Origin of the sequence: Algoriphagus sediminis (assembly GCF_030403435.1) — a bacterium.
Taxonomy (GTDB): Bacteria; Bacteroidota; Bacteroidia; order Cytophagales; family Cyclobacteriaceae; genus Algoriphagus; species Algoriphagus sediminis.
The window spans coordinates 101,964-120,535 of record NZ_JAUEPH010000006.1 but is presented as its reverse complement, the minus strand read 5'-3'; the positions used below and the strand labels follow the sequence as shown (position 1 = coordinate 120,535).

Sequence of the window (18,572 nt, the reverse complement as noted above, 5' to 3'; positions counted from 1 at the left end):
TTAGGAGAGATATTTTTCCATCAGGTTTGACAAGTCCGCGGGATCAGCGATGATATTCTGCTGATACTTCTCAGGATGCCAAAGCTCTATCCGCGATCCCATTCCCACGACTACCACTTCTTTTTCTAATCCGGCATAAGCCTGGTAGACTTTTGGAATTAGCAGCCTCCCTGCACTATCCAACTCGACCTCCACGCTACTGATGAAGAATGAACGCTGAAGCATTCGTTGCTCCGGATTATTGATTGAAAGCGATTTAATCTGACTCTCTAGCTTCCGATACTCATTCATGGTGTAAAGTGCCAGACACTTGTCTTCTGCCATACGCAGCATGAGCGAGGAACCATTCGCTTCTGGAATGGCCGCCTTTATTTTAGCTGGTAAAACCAACCGCCCTTTCGGATCAAGCTTGCTATCGTACTGGCTATTGAACATTCAATCGAAAAATTTCTGGGAATCAGTAAAAACAAAAGTAATAAAATGACTTACACATTCTACCACTTTACCCCACTTTTTCCCACTTTCTTTTAAAAGTAGCTAAAACTTACTCCTAAGCCAATATTTAAGAGAAAAAAATCAAGATTTTTTATTAGCTATTCTATTGATTCAAAAGAACTTAGCCAAAATCCAAAAACAGCGAATGGAGCGGAGTAAAGCACTTTTCGTGCCATAAAATGAAAATCTATACACTTAAGAGTCCAAGGAACAGACCAAAAGTGGGGTAAATTCCCATGAAAATTTTTGAAAGAAGGAATTAGTCCCAAATTCTTACTTCGGATCGGGCCAAACAAGACTTTTGAAACGCACAGACAGAACCCGATACGCTAAAATCAAACTAATAATAGTCAGTAGTGCGGCCAAAAAGAAGGATGCTCCGGGCAAATAAATTGGAGCAGAATCAGTCGAAAAATAAGCGAAAATACTATTCATCATTACGGGGCCAACGATGGATGTTGCACTGACCAAACTTGTCAAAGCTCCCTGTAATTCTCCCTGTTCATTCGAAGGAACCTGGGAGGAGATAATCCCCTGAAGCGCAGGACCTGAAATACCACCGAGACAATAAGGAATCAGAAATACCAGCATCATCCATCCAACATTGGCCATGCCAAAACAGAAAAGTCCCACTGCGTACAAAGCTAGTCCTAAATAGACTGAGTTCGCTTGCCCCAGGCGCGGAATAGCCACCCGAATCAGTCCTCCTTGAACTAGAGCTACAAGGAGGCCAACCACCCCAAGTGAATATCCCACCATGGCTTCATCCCAATCAAATTTAAACATGGTGTAATAAGCCCAATTACTTTGCACCGCATGACCAGCCAGATAAATCAAAACAAGAGAAACAACCAAGCCAGAGACGATAGGATATTTCCTCAGGTTCATCAGTGAACCCACTGGATTGGCCCGCTTCCATTCGAACTTTCTCCGTTTGTCTTCATCCAGTGATTCCGGAAGAACAAAAAAGCCGTAAACGACATTCAAGAGAGATAGTGCCGCTGCCACATAAAAGGGTGCCCTTGGCCCAAATTCAGAACCTGCAATCCCTCCGATCACTGGACCAATTATGAATCCCAATCCAAAAGCTGCTCCTATCAAACCGAAATTTTGAGATCTTTTTTCGGGGGTACTGATGTCAGCGATATATGCTGTAGCAGTGGTAAAACTCGCCCCAAAAACTCCGGCAATTACCCGACCCACAAAAAGCCAGAAAAGCGTAGGTGCCAGAGCATGGAAGACATAATCAATCCCTAAGCCAAAGAGCGATAGTAAAAGGACCGGTCTTCGTCCAAACCTGTCCGATAAGCCTCCCATGACAGGAGAAAACAGAAACTGTGTAGCTGCAAAGGAAAAAATCAACCAGCCGCCATACCTTGAAGCCTCGCTGATTCCTTCACCGGTTAACTCTTCAATCAGTGAGGGTACCACCGGAATGATGACCCCAAGACCAATAACATCCACCAGGATGGTAATGAAAATAAAAAGTAAGGCTCGTTTGGAATTGGACTGCATGTTCAAATAAACAGCCCAAACTTAATGCATTGTTTGGACTCTTTCAGCTTTTCTACAGCCATATCTTTTAAACAAAAAAAGCCTGACCATACGGACAGGCATTTCTTTATCAAACACACAAATCAATTATTTTCTTTCTCTTCTTTTGCTTCTTTAGCAGCTTTCTCAGCTTCCTTTTGCATTTGCTCAGCTTCCTTCTCTATTTTCTTCACAAATTCCTGAATTTTCGCTTCATTCTCCTTTTGCCACACCTCCACTTTTCGTTGGAATTCTTCCATCTTTGGTTCATTCTCCTTCTGCCACTCTTTGATCCTCTCTTCAAACTCCTTCATCTTTGGCTCATTTTCTTCTTGCCAAGCCTTCATCTTCTGCTCATATTCCTTCATTTTTGGCTCCCAGTCTTTTTGCCACTCCTTCATTCGCTCTTCAAACTCCTTCATTCTTGGAGCCATCTCTTTTTCCCATTCCTTAGCTCGCTCTTCCATTCTTTTGGCAAACTCTTCAGCCTTTTTCTCAAAATCCTTTTGCCAAGCTTCTCTCTCCTCCTGGGTCATCTCAGTAGTATCCATCTCGTAGAAGACAAAATCTTTATCCCCATCAAATTCGAACATCACTGGAGCATCAAAATCGAAATCGAAATCCATATCTGGCATAGCTTCAAACTCTTCCATGAAGAATTCAGGAGTCGGCACCATGGCTATACTTGGAATATCTTCCAGCTCCATTACCGGAAAATCTGACATATCCATCACCATGCTATCGATAAATAAGTTATTCGCGCCGCTCAGCTTTAAGGTATCTCCATTTAAAATGAACATATCGTTATCCTGCTTAAGCAGCATTTTCCCAGTTCCTTTCAACTCGATAACTGTACCTTGACCATTTTCCCAAACAAATACATTCTCAGCTTTTTCTGAATCCTCATCAAGATGAATTCGGGTTACGGTACTCTCGGAAGAATCTTCATCCCGATGGACGATTACTTCCTTTAACTGCTTTTTCTCAGTAGTATCAATTGGCACAAGATTCTTTAAAGGAATCTCCACCTCCGGCATTTGTAAAGATGCCAGTGGCATCACTTTTTCTGGTTTCTCAGGAAGGGGCTCAGCCGTACTGGCCACCATTCCCAGGGCAATAAATAGCGTTAAAATCATAGGTATAGAAATAATAGGGTTTTGTGGATAGGTCTGAGCGGGCTGGCCCAGAATTCTTTTTATTCTTTGTAGTGTAGGGTTTCTTTTTTTGGCTGCTGCCAAAGCTAATTCACTTTGGGCTCCGCGCGAATAATTCAATACTTCTGCTAAGCTGTGGGCTAAAGCATCAGGAGAAATTCCGGCTTCTACCGCTAAGTCATCAGCAGCATTTTCCCTCAATTCCTTTATGGTTTGAGACATCCACCAGAACGATGGATGATAAAAGAAAATCACTTCTAGAGAGGACTGAACCAAATTCGCCAAGTAGTCATATCGCTTGATATGAGCCAATTCATGTGCAATGATCGCCTCCAACTGACTTGGAGAAAGATGGAATATCAAACCTGCAGGAATCAAAACCACCGGCTTAAAAACGCCAAATGTAAGTGGAGAAGTAGCATTTTTTCCTAATCTCAATTCGATATTGCTACTTAGATCCATTCTTCCTATCAGTCGGTAAAATGTTTTTTCAAGTTCAAAGTCAGTCACTCCCTGGCTCGCTACTTTCAAGTTCCTAACCGCAGCTAAATTCCCAAAGAGTCGAACTAGAAATAGAAGTGCTCCGAAAAACCAGACATTGACCAGGAAGGGAATTTGCGGCTCTACGAACCTCACAAAGGTGTCCCAAAGACTGATTCCAGAACCAACAATAGCCTGGGCCTTAACAGCTTGGTTCATGGCAAAGGCGAGTTCTCCACTCGCACTTATAGTGGCACCTTTAGCTGAATCAAAAACATAAATAAAAGTTGATATGGTCGTAAGCAGGCAGAGCATCATGGCTGCATAGGCCAATCTATACTTGAAATTAGGACTCTTCCTTTGGAAAATCTTAAGGCCGATCCAAAGCGTGGCAGATATCAGAATCATCTGCCAAACTGAGTGAATCAGCGTCCAACCAAATGCAGATAACATTGATTCCGATATCCAGTCGTTTAATAGGTTCATGATTTCTTTTCTTCTAGTTGGTCTAAAAATGCGCGAATTTCATCGAGTTCCTCCTTGGATGGCTTCTCTTGTCCCAAAGCCTGCATAACCAGATGTTGGGCAGATCCACCAAAGGCAGTATTCATTAGGTTTTTTAATAACGAAGATTGGGTTTCCTTCTTGTTGGTAGCGGGACTGTAAATATGAGAGCGACTACTCTCATCTCTGGAGACCAAACCTTTAGCATGCATGATCTGCATGATTTTCAGTGTGGTAGTGTAGCCTGTTTCCTTGCTCAGGGCCAACTTCTCATGCACTTGTCTCACGCTGGCTTCTTTCATTTCCCAGAGGATAGAAAGAATCTCTAATTCTGATTCTGTTGGTTTAGTCATGATCCTTCTTACGATATCTTTCGTACAAAGTTATACGAAGTCTATCGTAATTCAATAGATATACGAAAATTATCGTATTAAAAAGTGTTAAACCTAGAAATTGAGCTTTTAACGTAGTTTTTTGATAGCTTTTTCCCCTTTGGACTCCAGGCTATTCCTAAAAATCTCTCCCAAACCAGGCCAGATTCCGGCTACTTTGGCCAATAGCCCACGGGATTCAGGGATGCAGACCAGGTCTTTGGGCTTTTCCATAAGCTTCAACAGGACTTTAGTAATATCAGTCGGAGTCAGTACTTTTTCAGGTCCGCTAAATGTGAGTTTGGCTTCCTCTGGATAATCGAGCTGTAAATCCAACATGGGGGTTTTTACCAAATCAGGACAAACCACAGAAATATTGACTCCGAATTTTCTATACTCAGTTGCTGCCGCCAAACTGAAACCCCGAATCGCGAATTTCGAAGCAGAATAAAGACTCAATCCTGAAACTGGCGCCAATCCAGCCAATGACGAAATATTGATCACGTGACCAAATCCTTGATCTTTCATTAGGTTGGCAATGAAGCGGGTTCCAAGGATACTCCCTTTGGTATTCACATCGAGATGAAAATCGATATCTTTTAATGAAAAGTCCCGAACAAATCCTGGCCTAATCACTCCTGCAGAATTGACTAGGCAAGCTACTCTCCTTCTATTTATCTTTTTCATCACCGCCTCTTCCCAGAATTCTATCCTCGAAACATCTCCAATAACAAACTCAAGAGAATTCGATTCAGAAAACTGCTTTTTTAAAGATCCTGAATCCAAATCCATCAGAAGCAATTCTCTCCCTTGGCTTTCTAGAGTTTTGGCCAGGTCAAGCCCAATACCACTTGCTGCACCTGAAATGATAAAAAGTCCTTGTTTCATCTATAGAATTCCTTCGAGGCCGGCAAGATAATACCTTGATTGACATTTCCTGAAAAAAGGAACTAGCCCTTAACTCGAAAAAAATGATTTTTTGGGGACTTTTTTAAAGAAAAAAAGCAATCTGGCAACGTCTATTCAAATGCATTAAGATGACAGAAATAACAAAGGTCAGTATATTAAGAAGAAATGACCAACCTCATAGAATGACTAAATTCAATACCCTTATTATTTACTTGGTTTTAGTTTGCATTTCCTCATGCCAATTTGAAAAAAAAGAACCAGCAATAGATTTAGAGGAACTGACTATTGCTGAAATTCATACCGCCTATACTGAGGGCCATTATAACAGCAGGCATTTAGTCAATGCCTATATCACAGCCATAGAAGAAACTGATGATGCGATCAATGCTATTAGCATAATTAATCCGGATGCCTTAAAAATCGCGGAAGCTCTGGACGAAGAATACCAAAGGACAAAGATTTTACGTCCTCTCCATGGAATTCCTATCATCGTTAAGGACAATATTAATACCATCGGACTTCCTACTACCGCTGGTGCACTTGCACTTCAAGATTTTATTCCTGAAGAGAATGCTTTTGTTATTAATAAATTAATCGATGCCGGAGCAATCATAATTGCAAAATCCAACATGGCGGAATGGGCCTTTTCTCCCATGCATACTGAAAGTTCAACAGAAGGAATCACCAGAAATCCATATAATACCGATTATGTTCCAGCAGGTTCAAGTGGTGGCACAGCAGCAGCTCTTGCGGCTAATCTTGCTGCAGTTGGTTTAGGCACAGATACAGGAAACTCCATCCGGGGACCATCTTCACATAATGCATTAGTGGGTTTTAGGACTACGATGGGTCTCATTAGTAGAGAAGGTATTGTGCCTCTTTATTTAAGAAACGATGTGGTCGGGCCTATGTGTAGAACTGTTGAAGATGCAACAAGAGTCATGAAAGTGATGGCAGGAATTGATTCAAAGGACCCAATTACACAAAACTCCTTAGGCAAAGCTCCTGATAACTATACGCAGTATTTGGTTGAGAATGGCTTGGAGAATGCAAGAATAGGTGTCTTAAGAGAACTGAGCGAGCGTGATCCAGACCCGGAAATCAAAGCCTTATTTGAAAATGCCATTTCAGATCTAGAAAACCTCGGTGCTGAAATTATTGATCCTGTGGTAGTTTCGGATTTTGTGAATCTGAGTCAGAATCAATGGTGCCCCACCTTTCGAATCGATCTTGAGTCCTTTTTAGCTACCTATGTTAAAAAGGATACAGTCAAAACCCTTGAGGATATTGTTCGAATTGGCACCACTTCGGAATTTTCTAGGGAACGTTTGAAGTTATTCTCTGAAATAAATACTCAACCCGACCATTCAGACAAGGAATGCCTTGATGCCTACCAGGATGAGAAAAGAATTGCCTTCAGGCAAGCCATTGAGTCTGTGATGGACTCATTAAATTTAGACGCCATTATTTATCCATCTTGGAATAATAGACCTGCTCGGATTGATTTCTTTCAGGAAGAATACAAAGGTGACAACAGTCAAATCATTGCTCCACATACAGGGCAACCGGCATTTACTGTTCCTATGGGCTTTACCAGCAACAATCTACCTGCAGGACTTCAATTTCTGGGAAGGATGTACAGTGAACCTACTCTGATTAAACTGACTTATTCTTACGAACAAGGCACAAAACATCGAAAACCGCCTTCGAACAACAAAAGATAGAATGCTATAAATCTATTTCAACAAGCCAGTTAGACCATCAAAATTTCTACCCCATCTGCGAACCATGTCTCCTTTGGATTAGTTGTATAGACATTGAATTTTTATAGACTAAACCAAAAACAAACTATGAGTACAAAAGAGCCAATTTTGCAGCCTATACAGGTGGGTGACCTCAACCTGAAAAATCGAGTTTGGATGGCTCCAATGACTCGAAGTCGTGCCGATAATGAAGGAAATGTGCCTTTTGACATTCATGAAAAATATTATCGACAAAGAGCTTCTGCAGGATTAATCATTTCCGAGGGTTCCCAAGTTTCACCGAGGGCAGTAGGCTACATCAATACACCGGGGATTTATTCAAAAGAACAAGTGGAAGGGTGGAAAGGAGTGACAAAAGCTGTCCATGACGATAATGGTCACATTTTCATTCAGCTTTGGCATGTAGGAAGAATCTCTCATCCTGATTTTCACAATGGAGAATTACCACTTTCAGCCTCTGCTATAAACCCACATTCGAAGTCATTTACCCCAAAAGGCTTCAAAGAAACAGTCAGCCCAAAGGCTATGAGCATTGAAGAAATCAAGGAAACTGTTTTGGATTTCAAAAATGCTGCAGCAAATGCAATTGAGGCCGGGTTTGACGGGGTGGAAATTCACTCCTCCAATGGTTACCTGTTCCACCAGTTCTTCAATCGCTCCAGCAATGTGAGGATGGATGAATACGGTGGGAGCATTGAAAACCGGGCAAGACTTCTATTTGAAGTGATTGATGCTATTAAAGAAGTAATGCCTGAAAATAGAATTGGGCTTCGCTTGAACCCTTCCCTCCATGGAATATTCGGAATGGAGGCAGATGAGGAGACCATCCCCACGTTCGATTATATCATTGAAAAACTTAATGAGTACGACCTGGCCTATCTCCACCTTTCCGAGCCCTTTAATGATGTAAGTGAAATCCCTTTCCTTGAAACTGAAATAGCGAAGCGGTACAGACCTATGTACAAGGGAACTTTGGTCATAAATAGTGCTTTCGATAAGGAAAAGGCCAATCAATTTATCGCTGAGGGACTCGCTGATGCGGTTGCTTTTGGAAAGCCATTTATTTCAAATCCTGATCTCCCGGAGCGTTTTGCACAAAATGCACCTTTGGCAGAATGGGATACAGATACCTTTTATACGCCTGGAGAGAAAGGCTACACTGATTACCCAAGCCTCAAAGAGGAAAAAGTTGGTTAATCACCCCAAAGGCCGGTATATCCGGCCTTTGTTTTATCTTTAGACTTATGTGTTTAGTAGCCTTTTCATGGATAAATCAATCTGAAAACCCTTTGATCATATCTGCCAATCGGGATGAGTTTTTTGACCGGCCCACCGGCAAACTTCAATGCTGGGATTCTGGTTTTTTTGGAGGAAAAGATCTCAAAAGTGGGGGAACCTGGATGGGTTTTCACCCAAATGGTCGCTGGTCCTTGCTTACCAATTATCGGGATTTCAGGAAAATGGGTCATGGTGAAATTTCACGGGGAAAATTGGTTCAGGATTTTCTGGAAGATTCCATTTCTCCGGAGGATTATTTAAAAGAAATCGAGAAGGAAAAGGGTCGCTATGAGGGATTCAATCTACTTGTTTCTGATGGGGATCAGTTGATGTATTTAAGTAATTTTGGCAACGGAATTCAAGAAATTCAACCGGGTATTCATGGCTTGAGCAACGGACTGATCAACGATCCCTGGCCTAAAACCATCCTTGCCAAAAATCAATTGAAGGAAACTTTAGAGCAGGGTCTATCGCATGAGAAACTGCTGAATATTCTAAAGTCCAAAGAAACACATCCAATAGAAAAATTACCGGATACTGGAGCCCCGAAAGAATTGGAAATTGCGCTATCAGCCCAAATGATTCGCACCAATGGAAATTATGGAACTCGCTCCGCTAGCACAGTGCTTTGGAACAAAAATGATCAAATTTCAATTCAAGAGAGAAGTTTTGATTGGGATGAGCAAAACTTCAGCGATACCATCAAAGAGTTTAACTTAGCAAAATCATGAGTAAAAAGATTTTTGACGTGATCATCATTGGTGGCGGGCCGATTGGATTGGCCTGTGGAGTAGAAGCTCAAAAAAAGGGCTTGAATTATCTCATCCTGGAAAAAGGAGCTTTGACAAACTCCATTTACAATTATCCAGTCAACATGCGCTTTTTTTCTACCTCGGATCGCTTGGAGATGGCTGGCATTCCTTTCATGTCGGTAGAAAACAAACCTACTCGCACCGAGGCCTTAGAATATTATCGAAGAATTTATTTTCATTTCAAACTCAAGGTCAATCTCTACGAAGGAGTCAAAACGCTAGAGAAAAAAGGAGAAAACTATTTTATCACAACTTCAAAAGGAAGCTATCAAACGCAGAAAATCGTGCTTGCCACTGGCTTCTACGATTTACCTAACTTGATGAATGTCCCCGGAGAAGAACTGCCTAAAGTGATGCATTATTATAAAGAGCCTTGGCCTTTTATCGGACAAAAACTTCTGGTAGTCGGCGGTGCAAACTCTGCGGTAGATGCAGCTTTGGAATGCTGGAGAAAAGGAGCCGAGGTCAGCATGGTTTTGCTGGGAGATGAAGTAGATCAAAATGTCAAATATTGGGTACGCCCCGACATTATGAATCGCATCAAGGAAGGTTCGATCCAAGCCTTCACCCGATCCAAAGTCAAGGAAATTCGGGATCAGGAGGTTGTGATAGCAACTCCTGCTGGTGATGTAACCATAGATAATGACTTCGTCCTGGCGATGACAGGCTACAAACCTAATTTTGCGCTTTTGGATCAGCTTGGTGTAGAGTTGTCTCTTGATGAAAAAAGGCAACCCTGCTACGATCAAGCCAATCACGAATCCAATGTGCCGGGCGTTTATCTGGCCGGAGTTGTTTGCGGCGGATTGAATACCCGAGAGTTTTTTATTGAAAATTCCATTGTCCACGCCGAGTCGATTATGGCGGATATTGCTAAAAAACTGGATTGAATTATTCAATTTTTAGCTTGCCCCAATAAAGCGTAAATTCTTCTGCTTCTTCCCCCGGAGTGGGGGTTTTCATCCAATGGATTTTTCCATCAATGATCTGAAAACTTTGATAGTGCATTTCTGGAAAATCAACAGGAAGCACTTTTCCATCCAGGTCAAGAAAAACCGTCTTCCGACGAGTTTCCTCGTAGATTTGATTTAGGCTTTCCCTCGTTCGGTCCTTGCTTTTGTAGCGGTTGTAGTTATCCAAATCCGTAGGTTTTGTGCTATAACTCAACAAAAAGCCACCCTCAACAGCTTCAAAACCCTGAATTCGAGCTGGAAATGGTTCGTTTTCCTTATCAGTAATTTGTGCCATCTGAATGGATCCAGGCTCCCAACCCTCATTTTCCTCAAACCCTGGCAAATCGATCCTAACCCTCGAAAGCAATTCAGGTGCTGCATCATTCCAAGAATAAGTATATAGAATAGGTTCATTTTGAAAAATCAAATACAGCTTATTAGCAGATTCATCTATAATAAAAAGAGGTCTAAAATCCTCGAAAGGATAAACCATGCCATTCAAAAATTTTGAGCCTTCGGGAAAAGGCAAAATCAATCGATGTTCTCCTGTTTCCAAGTTTGTCAGCACTAGGTTTTTACGATTCTGAAGAAATTGAGGTCCATATTCCGCTGCATCAGATTCCAGCATATCCAAAGAATAAAGAACATACTTCTCTCCGTGCATTGACACCAAAGCGGTTTCCCTAAAAAGATTGAATGCACCACCTAAACTCCATTGATTAGCGACTGGACTAGCACGACTGATCAACTCCCCATCCTTAGCAAAAACACGCAATCCTTCACTTACATCAATTAGAACAATTTCACCGGATTCAGATACATTCAAATTTTTTGTAGCCAAGGAAAAGGCACCTGGAACATCTCCTTTTTTGGTCCACTGATAAACTAACTCTCCACCCGCACGGCTAAAAATGTAAACAGTGGATGCCGTAGCATCACGAAAAATCAATTGCTCCTCATCCCCATCCTGAAATATAAAAGTAGATGCAATAATGTCTCTGACAACCGTTGAGTCTTCGGCTATTAGCGAAATCCTTTTGGTGTCATCGCCTTTGTTAACCTCGGCTTTTTCCGAAGGAGAACAGGAAAGGATCAAAAAAAGTATACCAGCAAATGGGAGTAGTTTCATAATTCTATCTATTAAAATGCTAGTATAAGCTCTTTCAACTAAAAACCATGACAATAACACAAGAATATCTCTATCTAATCACAAATTGCCTACCTTTGAGCCATCTATGAAAAAGCAGCCATTCAACGTCGTTTACGAAGACAATCATCTGCTCGTGGTAAACAAATCCGCAGGAATATTAGTCCAGGGGGATAAAACCGGAGATAAAACTCTGACCGATTATTGCAAGGATTACATTGCAAAAAAATACAACAAACCCGGAGCTGTTTTTCTCCATCCCGTTCATAGACTGGATAGACCGGTGAGTGGATTAGTCGTTTTTGCCCGAACAAGTAAAGGTTTAGAGCGCATGATGGAGCTATTCCGGAAGCGGGATATTCATAAGGTGTACTGGGCGATTGTAAAGAGAAAGCCAAGAGTTAAATCAGGCAAATTAACGCATTGGCTGGTGAAGGATGAGAAAAGAAATGTGGTTACTGCTCATGACCACGAAGTTCCCGGATCGCAAAAGGCTGAATTGAATTATAAAACACTGGGTTTTATGAACGATCATTGGCTTATTGAGGTGCGACCTACTTCTGGAAGACCACATCAAATTCGCGTTCAGCTAGCATCTATGGGCTGCCCTATTCGTGGCGATGTAAAGTATGGCTTCGCCAAAGCTAATCCAGATGCCAGTATTAATCTTCATGCCTTTAACTTGGTTTTTGTGCATCCGGTAAAGAAAGAAAAGCTGTTCCTACGAGCTGCCGTTCCGGAAGAAGAATTCTGGGAGCAGTTTCTGGAGTTTGAGGAAATAAAGGCAAAAGATCAACACCTGGACAATACCTTTTCAGGCTAAACTCTGTAGGGAAATTTGGGAGTAGAAAGACTTTTTCAAAGCCATGTAATATATTCAACCCTATGAAAAATCTTTTATTCCTTTTTCTGGTCTCAATCTTCCTTTACGCTTGCGGTACTAAATCAAAGCCGAAAACCATCTACATAGTAAGACATGCTGAAAAGCATCTCACGCAGGATCGTGATCCGGAATTAGCTCAGGTTGGGATGTTTCGTTCCATTAAGCTTTCCCAGATATTGGCTGATAAGGATATAAAGCATATTTACTCCACCAACTATAAAAGAACCCGTCATACGGCTCAGCCCACTTCTGATGACACACGACTACCCATCCAGATCTACGATCCGGCAAAGCAAGAGGAGTTTGCCGAATTGCTCAAAGGTTTAGAAGGGAATGTTTTGGTTGTAGGACACAGCAATACCGCCCCTCGACTGGTGAATATATTACTTGGTGAAGAAGGCAAATATCCAGACCTGGAAGATGTGGATTATGAGAATATTTATATAGTGAGTATGGATGAGGGCGGGACCACCTCAGAGATAAAGACCTTCAAGGATTTTAGCGAGCAATAGACAGAATTAAAAACAATCTAGCGAAGATTGTTGTCTATTTTTTACACAGTTATGGACAGATCAGAAAACCTAAGTCAGTTAGCCGATAAAAATAAAGTTTGGGACATCGCCGTTATTGGTGGTGGTTCTTCTGGACTTGGGGTAGCTTTGGATGCCATCTCTCGAGATCTTTCTGTGGTTCTTTTAGAAAGATCTGACTTTGCCAAAGGCACATCCAGCCGTAGCACCAAACTTCTTCATGGTGGAGTGCGCTATCTGGCTCAGGGAGATGTGGCACTGGTCTGGGAAGCCCTTCGCGAAAGAGGAAGACTTCTGAAAAATGCAGCACACCTTGCACACGAACAGCCATTCATAATTCCCATTTACACACTTTTTGATCGGATTCAATATACCGTAGGCCTTAAAACTTACGATTGGATGGCAGGGCGGTTGAGAATCGGGAAATCAAGGTTTATTTCTCGGGAAGAAACAATCAAACGACTACCTGCTATCAAACAGGAAGGACTTCAGGGGGGAGTGGTTTATCACGATGGACAATTCGACGACGCCCGACTGGCAGTCGCTATTGCTCAAACGGCCGATGATGCAGGAGCATGCATTTTGAATTATGCCAAAGTCTCTGGTCTTGTTAAGGATGAAAATGGCAAGCTCACTGGTCTAAGAATAAGAGATCAAATTGGGAAAAAGTCCTATTCCATACAGGCAAAAATGGTGGTCAATGCCACAGGAGTTTTTGCAGATAAAATTCTTCAAATGGATCAGCCCGAATCTCCAAAAATGATCCAGCCTAGCCAGGGTATACATTTGGTTATCGACTTATCCTTTTTAGGCGGGAAAGATGCATTGATGATTCCAAAAACCACGGATGGAAGAGTACTTTTCGCCGTTCCCTGGCATAACCGATTGGTAGTGGGAACTACAGACACCTTAAAAGAAAAAGCTGAATTGGAGCCCAAAGCTCTTCAAGCAGAAATTGACTTTATTCTGGAGACCGCATCCGGATATTTAACTAAAAATCCCACTAGGAAAGATGTGAAAGCGGTCTATGCCGGACTGAGACCTTTGGCGAGACCGAAGGATGAGGACGCAAAAACCAAAGAGATTTCCCGATCCCATAAAATTCTTCAGTCCGAGAGTGGTCTTATAACTTTGACAGGAGGTAAATGGACCACTTTCAGACAGATGGGTGAAGACACCGTGGACTTTTATGAAAAGGTGACGGGTATAAAACCTCGAAAATCGGAATCGGAAAGGATGTTTATCAATGGAAATACCAATAAGCCCATGGAAGGTCACTGGGCGATTTATGGGACCCACGCCCATCAAATCAAAAAATTGATCGACAAGGATCCTAAACTAGGTGAAAAGATTCATCCGGACTTCCCAAACACCAAAGCGGAAGTTATCTGGTTTATTCGCAGAGAAATGGCCGTGAAAGTAGAAGACGTACTTTCCAGAAGATTACGAATGCTTATTCTTGATGCCCAAGCAGCCATAGACTCCGCTCCCGGAGTGGCTGAACTTATGGCTTCTGAAATGGGTAAAGATAAAACTTGGATAGAGGCGGAGCTTGTGGAATTTCGTAAAGTAGCTTCCAAATACCTGATCAAATCCAGGTGATTTTTGGATAAATTGAGGGATTTAGACTGAGATTTCTTTTTTTAGGACTTTAACCCAAATCCAAATGACCGAATCCAAACCCTACATCCTGGCTTTAGACCAGGGAACTACCAGCTCCAGAGCTATTATTTTTGACAAAAAGGGCAAGATCGTTACCACAGCTCAAAAGGAATTCAAACAGTACTTCCCCAAGCAGGGGTGGGTAGAACATGACCCAATGGAAATCTGGAAATCGCAGTCTTCTGTGATGATTGAGGCTTTCGTAGAAAAGGACATTTCTGCAGATGAGATTGCTGCTATTGGTATTACAAATCAGCGGGAAACAACCATAGTATGGGATCGAAAAACCAGCAAACCGGTATTCAATGCGATCGTCTGGCAGGACCGGAGAACAGCAGAGTTCTGTAATCAGCTCAAGGCTGATGGCCATGACGAAATGATCAGAAGTAAAACTGGACTAATCATTGATGCCTATTTCTCTGCGACCAAAATCCGCTGGATTCTGGATAATGTGGATGGAGTTAGGGCAAAAGCTGAAGCCGGTGAATTGGCATTTGGCACAGTGGACTCCTGGCTAGTCTGGAAACTAACCGGTGGAAAAAATCACGTCACCGATATCACAAATGCGAGCCGAACCATGCTTTTTAATATTCACACTCAGGAATGGGATGACGAGCTCCTGGACTTATTTGGGATACCGAAAAGTATGCTTCCAGAGGTAAAATCCTGCTGCGAAATCTTTGGAGAAACTTCCGGGGACGTTTTAAAGACGAAGATCCCCATAGCCGGGATAGCTGGAGATCAGCAGGCTGCACTTTTCGGTCAGCTTTGCACCGAACCGGGAATGGCAAAAACCACGTATGGAACTGGTTGTTTTCTGGTGATGAACACTGGTTCAGATGCTGTGAAATCTGAAAATCAGCTATTGACCACTGTTGCATGGAAAATAGGTGAGGAAATCAATTACGCCTTAGAAGGTTCTGTTTTTATAGGTGGGGCCGCTATCCAGTGGCTGAGAGATGGTTTAGAATTATTTAAAGACGCCAAGGAGACCGAGAAATTGGCATTAAGTATTGATGATAATGATGGAGTTTATTTCGTCCCTGCCTTGGCAGGCTTAGGGGCTCCACATTGGGATCAGAATGCAAGAGGAGCATTTTTTGGGATTACCAGAGGGACTACCCAGGCTCACTTTACAAGGGCTGCCTTAGAAGCCATTGACTATCAAGTTTACGATGTACTGAAAGCCATGGAGAAAGATAGTGGAAAACGAATCGCTGAGCTCAGAGTAGATGGGGGTGCCACAGCCAACAATTTTCTGATGCAATTTCAGGCCGACTTGCTTGATTGCGAAATTAAGCGACCAAAGATCATTGAAACTACGGCTATTGGAGCGGCATTCCTTGCAGGTCTCGCCGTAGGGTTTTGGAAGGACAAAGAAGAAATTCAAGAGCTTTGGGAAGCAGATAAAAATTTTGAATCAAAAATGGATGATTCGGAAAGGGAGAAATTTTTGCATTTTTGGCAAAAAGCTGTTGAACGATCAAAAAACTGGGCTGAATAACATGAATCCTTATCTAGCAGAATTTATCGGAACTTTCCTCCTACTTCTTTTGGGCTCTGGAGTAGTGGCTAACATGATTCTTCCCAAGACCCATGGAAATGGAGGAGGGATCATGGGCATTAGTACGGCCTGGGCATTGGCAGTGTTCACGGGAGTGGTGGTGGCTGGGCCACACAGTGGTGCTCACCTCAATCCTGCCGTGACTGTAGGCCTTGGGATCACGGGCCAGTTTGATTGGGCATTGGCCCCAGGATATGTATTGGCACAAATCGGTGGTGCCATGCTGGGTGTAGGCCTTGCCTGGCTGATGTACAAGGATCACTTTGAAGAGGAGCAAGATCCTGCTACCCTTGCTGGTCCATTTGGTACCGCGCCAGCGATTCGAAACAATGGCCTCAATTTTCTTTCAGAGCTTTTAGGGACCTTTGTATTGGTGTTAGCCATACTTTACAGCACCGGTGCTCAAATGGAAGATTCTAATCAGACTCCCATTGGAATGGGATCTCTTGGTGCTATTCCAGTTGCGTTTTTGGTGTGGGTAATAGGTTTAGGTCTCGGTGGAACGACAGGTTATGCAATTAACCCTGCTCGGGACTTTGGCCCCAGACTGATGCATCAGCTTTTACCCATTAAAGGAAAAGGACCTACAGACTGGGGATATTCGTGGATTCCGATTTTGGGTCCATTCACTGGGGCGGCTTTGGCCGCAGGCCTATATCTACTGGCCGGTGTTTAGTTAAAGAATTCAAAAAGGAGGTCGTAAAACCTCTTTTTTATTTTTAGAGTAAAAAAAACTGACATCACTGTCATATTTTTCAAAGAATTCACGACAAAGGAGTAAATGACCAGCTCGGCACTCGAACATATCCTTAAGCAGCATCATGAAGATGCTTTCCTCTGGGCCAGACAATGCTGCTCCTTTGATGAGGATCAGGCCAAGGATGTCCTTCAGGCAGTTTATCTGAAAATCCTGGAAGGCAAAGCAAAGTTTAATGAAAAATCCAGTCCCAAGACTTGGCTTTTCTCAGTGATTCGCTACACGGCCATTGACCAGTTTAAAAAAGGGATGCCTTTGGAATCTCTGGATAATTATCATGGACTGGAAGCTGATGTAGAAGTCGGAGTAGAAGAACCCAGGGAGAATTATGAAAAGCTTATTAAGCAGCTTTCACCTATGCAAGGTCAGGTTTTATTGATGGTCTTTTACCATCACATGACTTTGGAAGAATGTGCTCAGGTCTTGCAAGTCGGTATCGGCACCGCGAGAACTCATTATGATCGCGGTAAAAAGAGATTAAAACAGATGATTTTAAAAACTCAGGAACAGATTTGAGATGAAAGAAGATCAAGAAATACAGCAATTCTTTGATGAATTAAGAGTCAAAGATCAATCAATAGATATTCCGGAATTCCAGGGCTTACCTAAGCCAAAAGCGAATATGACCCCGCTATGGCTGACCGTAGGTATTGCGGCATCACTCTTCCTCTTTGCACCACTAATCTGGCCTGAAGAAGAGCGCATTGAGGCTCCAGCTGAGGTGTTGATCATCAGCCTTGAGGAAACTCCTGACAATGAACAGCAATTTATCATTGAGCAAACCACCTATTTAGATACCTGGGAGTCTCCCACCGCATCATTACTAACTGAATACTAAACCAACTATTTCCCATTTTAAAACTAAATGCCATGAAAAAACTCGCACTGATTCTTTACCTCTCCCTTTTTACGGGGATGGGCTTTGCCCAAAAGGCCATGACATGGACCTCGGCCAGCTCTTCCAAGCCGGAAGATATCTTCACGAGTAATCTCTACTCCGCAGACCGGGTCATGGAAATGAGGGATAAACTGGACCTCACCGACGCCCAGGCAAGTAAAATCAAAAAAATCCACGCAGAAAGTGCAGGAGAATTCAGCACCATGAAGTGGGATCTGGATGAGGAAACGAAAAAGCTGAATGCAATGCTAGAGGCCAATAGTCCGAATTCGTCCGAGGTGGACAAACAAATGGATAAGGTTTTGGCCCTTGAAAGTAAGCTTAAGAAAAAGCGACTTTCAACCCTGGTTGCTATCAAAAATGAATTGACCGAAGAGCAAATAGAAATGCTCAAAAGTCGGCTGACGGTGGCCACAGGTTCTTACGTTTTCAACTCGGCATCAAATAGTAAAGGGGCTACCACTGTCATTGGCTATCCAATGAATTTCCAATCCAAGTCCGGTGCTACCACACTCTTTCCTGACTCTAAGAATAGTAAAATTATGATCCGAATGGATTCTGATGAAGATGGTAGCAAGCCTCTTTTCGTGGTTAATTTGGGTGAAGAAACCGTGAAAGGAAATTCAATCTCAGATTTCGATATCAATCCTGATGATATTCAAAGCATCAGCGTGCTTAAGGATAAATCAGCTACTTCGCTTTATGGAGACGAAGGAAAAGATGGAGTAGTGATTATTACCCTTAAGGATGGGGCTAAGATTAAAAAGAATAAGAAGTAAATAAATATTGGTTGATTTTGAGAAAAGGAAGTCCGTTTGGGCTTCTTTTTTTGTTTTAGGAAATCTAAAGGTCGATTTGCACTCGTAATATTATTATCTA

Annotated in this window: 18 protein-coding genes; 12 read left to right on the top strand and 6 right to left on the bottom strand. The window is 42.4% G+C overall.

The genetic code is table 11. The features are described from left to right. The 5 genes from mraZ to QVH07_RS14110 form a co-directional block, all read right to left on the bottom strand. Complete coding sequence (gene mraZ / locus QVH07_RS14130) at positions 1–435, bottom strand: division/cell wall cluster transcriptional repressor MraZ (protein WP_290001495.1); 435 nt, start codon at positions 433–435, stop codon at positions 1–3. Between the two features lie 333 nt (positions 436–768). Beyond that, positions 769–2,010 carry a TCR/Tet family MFS transporter gene (locus QVH07_RS14125; protein WP_290001493.1) on the bottom strand — a complete coding sequence of 414 codons (1,242 nt, stop codon included), beginning with the start codon at positions 2,008–2,010 and terminating at the stop codon, positions 769–771. A 122-nt stretch (positions 2,011–2,132) separates the two neighbouring features. Further along, complete coding sequence (locus QVH07_RS14120; RefSeq protein WP_290001491.1) at positions 2,133–4,148, bottom strand: M56 family metallopeptidase; 2,016 nt, start codon at positions 4,146–4,148, stop codon at positions 2,133–2,135. After that, positions 4,145–4,522 (bottom strand): BlaI/MecI/CopY family transcriptional regulator, encoded by a 378-nt coding sequence (locus tag QVH07_RS14115; protein WP_290001948.1) that lies wholly within the window; start codon positions 4,520–4,522, stop codon positions 4,145–4,147. Before QVH07_RS14115 ends, QVH07_RS14120 begins: the two co-directional genes overlap by 4 nt. Positions 4,523–4,627: 105 nt before the next feature. After that, on the bottom strand, positions 4,628–5,425 hold the full coding sequence (locus QVH07_RS14110) for an SDR family NAD(P)-dependent oxidoreductase (RefSeq protein WP_290001489.1): 798 nt from the start codon (positions 5,423–5,425) through the stop codon (positions 4,628–4,630). Positions 5,426–5,574: 149 nt separating this feature from the next. Between QVH07_RS14110 and QVH07_RS14105 the strand changes: the two genes are divergently transcribed. The 4 genes from QVH07_RS14105 (at position 5,575) to QVH07_RS14090 (ending at position 10,189) form a co-directional block, all read left to right on the top strand. Beyond that, positions 5,575–7,170, top strand: a complete 1,596-nt coding sequence (locus QVH07_RS14105; protein ID WP_290001488.1) for an amidase — start codon at positions 5,575–5,577, stop codon at positions 7,168–7,170. 126 nt (positions 7,171–7,296) lie between these two features. Continuing rightward, positions 7,297–8,406: an alkene reductase gene (locus QVH07_RS14100; protein ID WP_290001486.1), complete on the top strand. Its 1,110-nt coding sequence runs from the start codon at positions 7,297–7,299 to the stop codon at positions 8,404–8,406. Between the two features lie 47 nt (positions 8,407–8,453). Next, positions 8,454–9,218, top strand: coding sequence for an NRDE family protein (locus QVH07_RS14095; protein WP_290001483.1), 765 nt, complete (start codon positions 8,454–8,456; stop codon positions 9,216–9,218). Beyond that, positions 9,215–10,189 carry a YpdA family putative bacillithiol disulfide reductase gene (locus QVH07_RS14090; RefSeq protein WP_290001480.1) on the top strand — a complete coding sequence of 325 codons (975 nt, stop codon included), beginning with the start codon at positions 9,215–9,217 and terminating at the stop codon, positions 10,187–10,189. The genes QVH07_RS14095 and QVH07_RS14090 overlap by 4 nt, the downstream gene beginning before the upstream one ends. Position 10,190: 1 nt before the next feature. Here the strand turns inward: QVH07_RS14090 and QVH07_RS14085 are convergent, their stop codons facing one another. After that, positions 10,191–11,381, bottom strand: coding sequence for a hypothetical protein (locus QVH07_RS14085; RefSeq protein ID WP_290001478.1), 1,191 nt, complete (start codon positions 11,379–11,381; stop codon positions 10,191–10,193). 106 nt (positions 11,382–11,487) lie between these two features. Here QVH07_RS14085 and QVH07_RS14080 point away from each other — a divergent pair, with 106 nt between their 5' ends. From QVH07_RS14080 to QVH07_RS14045, 8 genes are all read left to right on the top strand, one after another. After that, positions 11,488–12,222 carry an RluA family pseudouridine synthase gene (locus QVH07_RS14080; protein WP_290001476.1) on the top strand — a complete coding sequence of 245 codons (735 nt, stop codon included), beginning with the start codon at positions 11,488–11,490 and terminating at the stop codon, positions 12,220–12,222. Between the two features lie 62 nt (positions 12,223–12,284). Beyond that, positions 12,285–12,794 carry a SixA phosphatase family protein gene (locus tag QVH07_RS14075; protein ID WP_290001472.1) on the top strand — a complete coding sequence of 170 codons (510 nt, stop codon included), beginning with the start codon at positions 12,285–12,287 and terminating at the stop codon, positions 12,792–12,794. Between the two features lie 51 nt (positions 12,795–12,845). Next, on the top strand, positions 12,846–14,414 hold the full coding sequence (locus QVH07_RS14070; protein WP_290001469.1) for a glycerol-3-phosphate dehydrogenase/oxidase: 1,569 nt from the start codon (positions 12,846–12,848) through the stop codon (positions 14,412–14,414). A 64-nt stretch (positions 14,415–14,478) separates the two neighbouring features. After that, positions 14,479–15,978 carry a glycerol kinase GlpK gene (gene glpK / locus QVH07_RS14065; RefSeq protein ID WP_290001464.1) on the top strand — a complete coding sequence of 500 codons (1,500 nt, stop codon included), beginning with the start codon at positions 14,479–14,481 and terminating at the stop codon, positions 15,976–15,978. A 1-nt stretch (position 15,979) separates the two neighbouring features. Next, positions 15,980–16,714: an MIP/aquaporin family protein gene (locus tag QVH07_RS14060; protein WP_290001462.1), complete on the top strand. Its 735-nt coding sequence runs from the start codon at positions 15,980–15,982 to the stop codon at positions 16,712–16,714. A gap of 105 nt (positions 16,715–16,819) precedes the next feature. Then, positions 16,820–17,311, top strand: coding sequence for an RNA polymerase sigma factor (locus QVH07_RS14055; RefSeq protein ID WP_290001460.1), 492 nt, complete (start codon positions 16,820–16,822; stop codon positions 17,309–17,311). Between the two features lies 1 nt (position 17,312). Then, complete coding sequence (locus tag QVH07_RS14050) at positions 17,313–17,633, top strand: hypothetical protein (RefSeq protein ID WP_290001457.1); 321 nt, start codon at positions 17,313–17,315, stop codon at positions 17,631–17,633. Positions 17,634–17,665: 32 nt separating this feature from the next. Further along, a complete protein-coding gene (locus tag QVH07_RS14045; RefSeq protein WP_290001454.1) occupies positions 17,666–18,472 on the top strand; it encodes a Spy/CpxP family protein refolding chaperone in 807 nt (268 codons plus the stop codon). Positions 18,473–18,572: the final 100 nt, after the last annotated feature.

Excerpts from the sequence above, each read along its gene's own strand:
- mraZ (WP_290001495.1), bottom strand. The coding sequence starts at position 435 with ATGTTCAATAGCCAGTACGATAGCAAGCTTGATCCGAAAGGGCGGTTG.
- QVH07_RS14125 (WP_290001493.1), bottom strand. The coding sequence starts at position 2,010 with ATGCAGTCCAATTCCAAACGAGCCTTACTTTTTATTTTCATTACCATC.
- QVH07_RS14120 (WP_290001491.1), bottom strand. The coding sequence starts at position 4,148 with ATGAACCTATTAAACGACTGGATATCGGAATCAATGTTATCTGCATTT.
- QVH07_RS14110 (WP_290001489.1), bottom strand. The coding sequence starts at position 5,425 with ATGAAACAAGGACTTTTTATCATTTCAGGTGCAGCAAGTGGTATTGGG.
- QVH07_RS14105 (WP_290001488.1), top strand. The coding sequence starts at position 5,575 with ATGACAGAAATAACAAAGGTCAGTATATTAAGAAGAAATGACCAACCT.
- QVH07_RS14100 (WP_290001486.1), top strand. The coding sequence starts at position 7,297 with ATGAGTACAAAAGAGCCAATTTTGCAGCCTATACAGGTGGGTGACCTC.
- QVH07_RS14095 (WP_290001483.1), top strand. The coding sequence starts at position 8,454 with ATGTGTTTAGTAGCCTTTTCATGGATAAATCAATCTGAAAACCCTTTG.
- QVH07_RS14090 (WP_290001480.1), top strand. The coding sequence starts at position 9,215 with ATGAGTAAAAAGATTTTTGACGTGATCATCATTGGTGGCGGGCCGATT.
- QVH07_RS14085 (WP_290001478.1), bottom strand. The coding sequence starts at position 11,381 with ATGAAACTACTCCCATTTGCTGGTATACTTTTTTTGATCCTTTCCTGT.
- QVH07_RS14080 (WP_290001476.1), top strand. The coding sequence starts at position 11,488 with ATGAAAAAGCAGCCATTCAACGTCGTTTACGAAGACAATCATCTGCTC.
- QVH07_RS14075 (WP_290001472.1), top strand. The coding sequence starts at position 12,285 with ATGAAAAATCTTTTATTCCTTTTTCTGGTCTCAATCTTCCTTTACGCT.
- QVH07_RS14070 (WP_290001469.1), top strand. The coding sequence starts at position 12,846 with ATGGACAGATCAGAAAACCTAAGTCAGTTAGCCGATAAAAATAAAGTT.
- glpK (WP_290001464.1), top strand. The coding sequence starts at position 14,479 with ATGACCGAATCCAAACCCTACATCCTGGCTTTAGACCAGGGAACTACC.
- QVH07_RS14060 (WP_290001462.1), top strand. The coding sequence starts at position 15,980 with ATGAATCCTTATCTAGCAGAATTTATCGGAACTTTCCTCCTACTTCTT.
- QVH07_RS14055 (WP_290001460.1), top strand. The coding sequence starts at position 16,820 with ATGACCAGCTCGGCACTCGAACATATCCTTAAGCAGCATCATGAAGAT.
- QVH07_RS14050 (WP_290001457.1), top strand. The coding sequence starts at position 17,313 with ATGAAAGAAGATCAAGAAATACAGCAATTCTTTGATGAATTAAGAGTC.
- QVH07_RS14045 (WP_290001454.1), top strand. The coding sequence starts at position 17,666 with ATGAAAAAACTCGCACTGATTCTTTACCTCTCCCTTTTTACGGGGATG.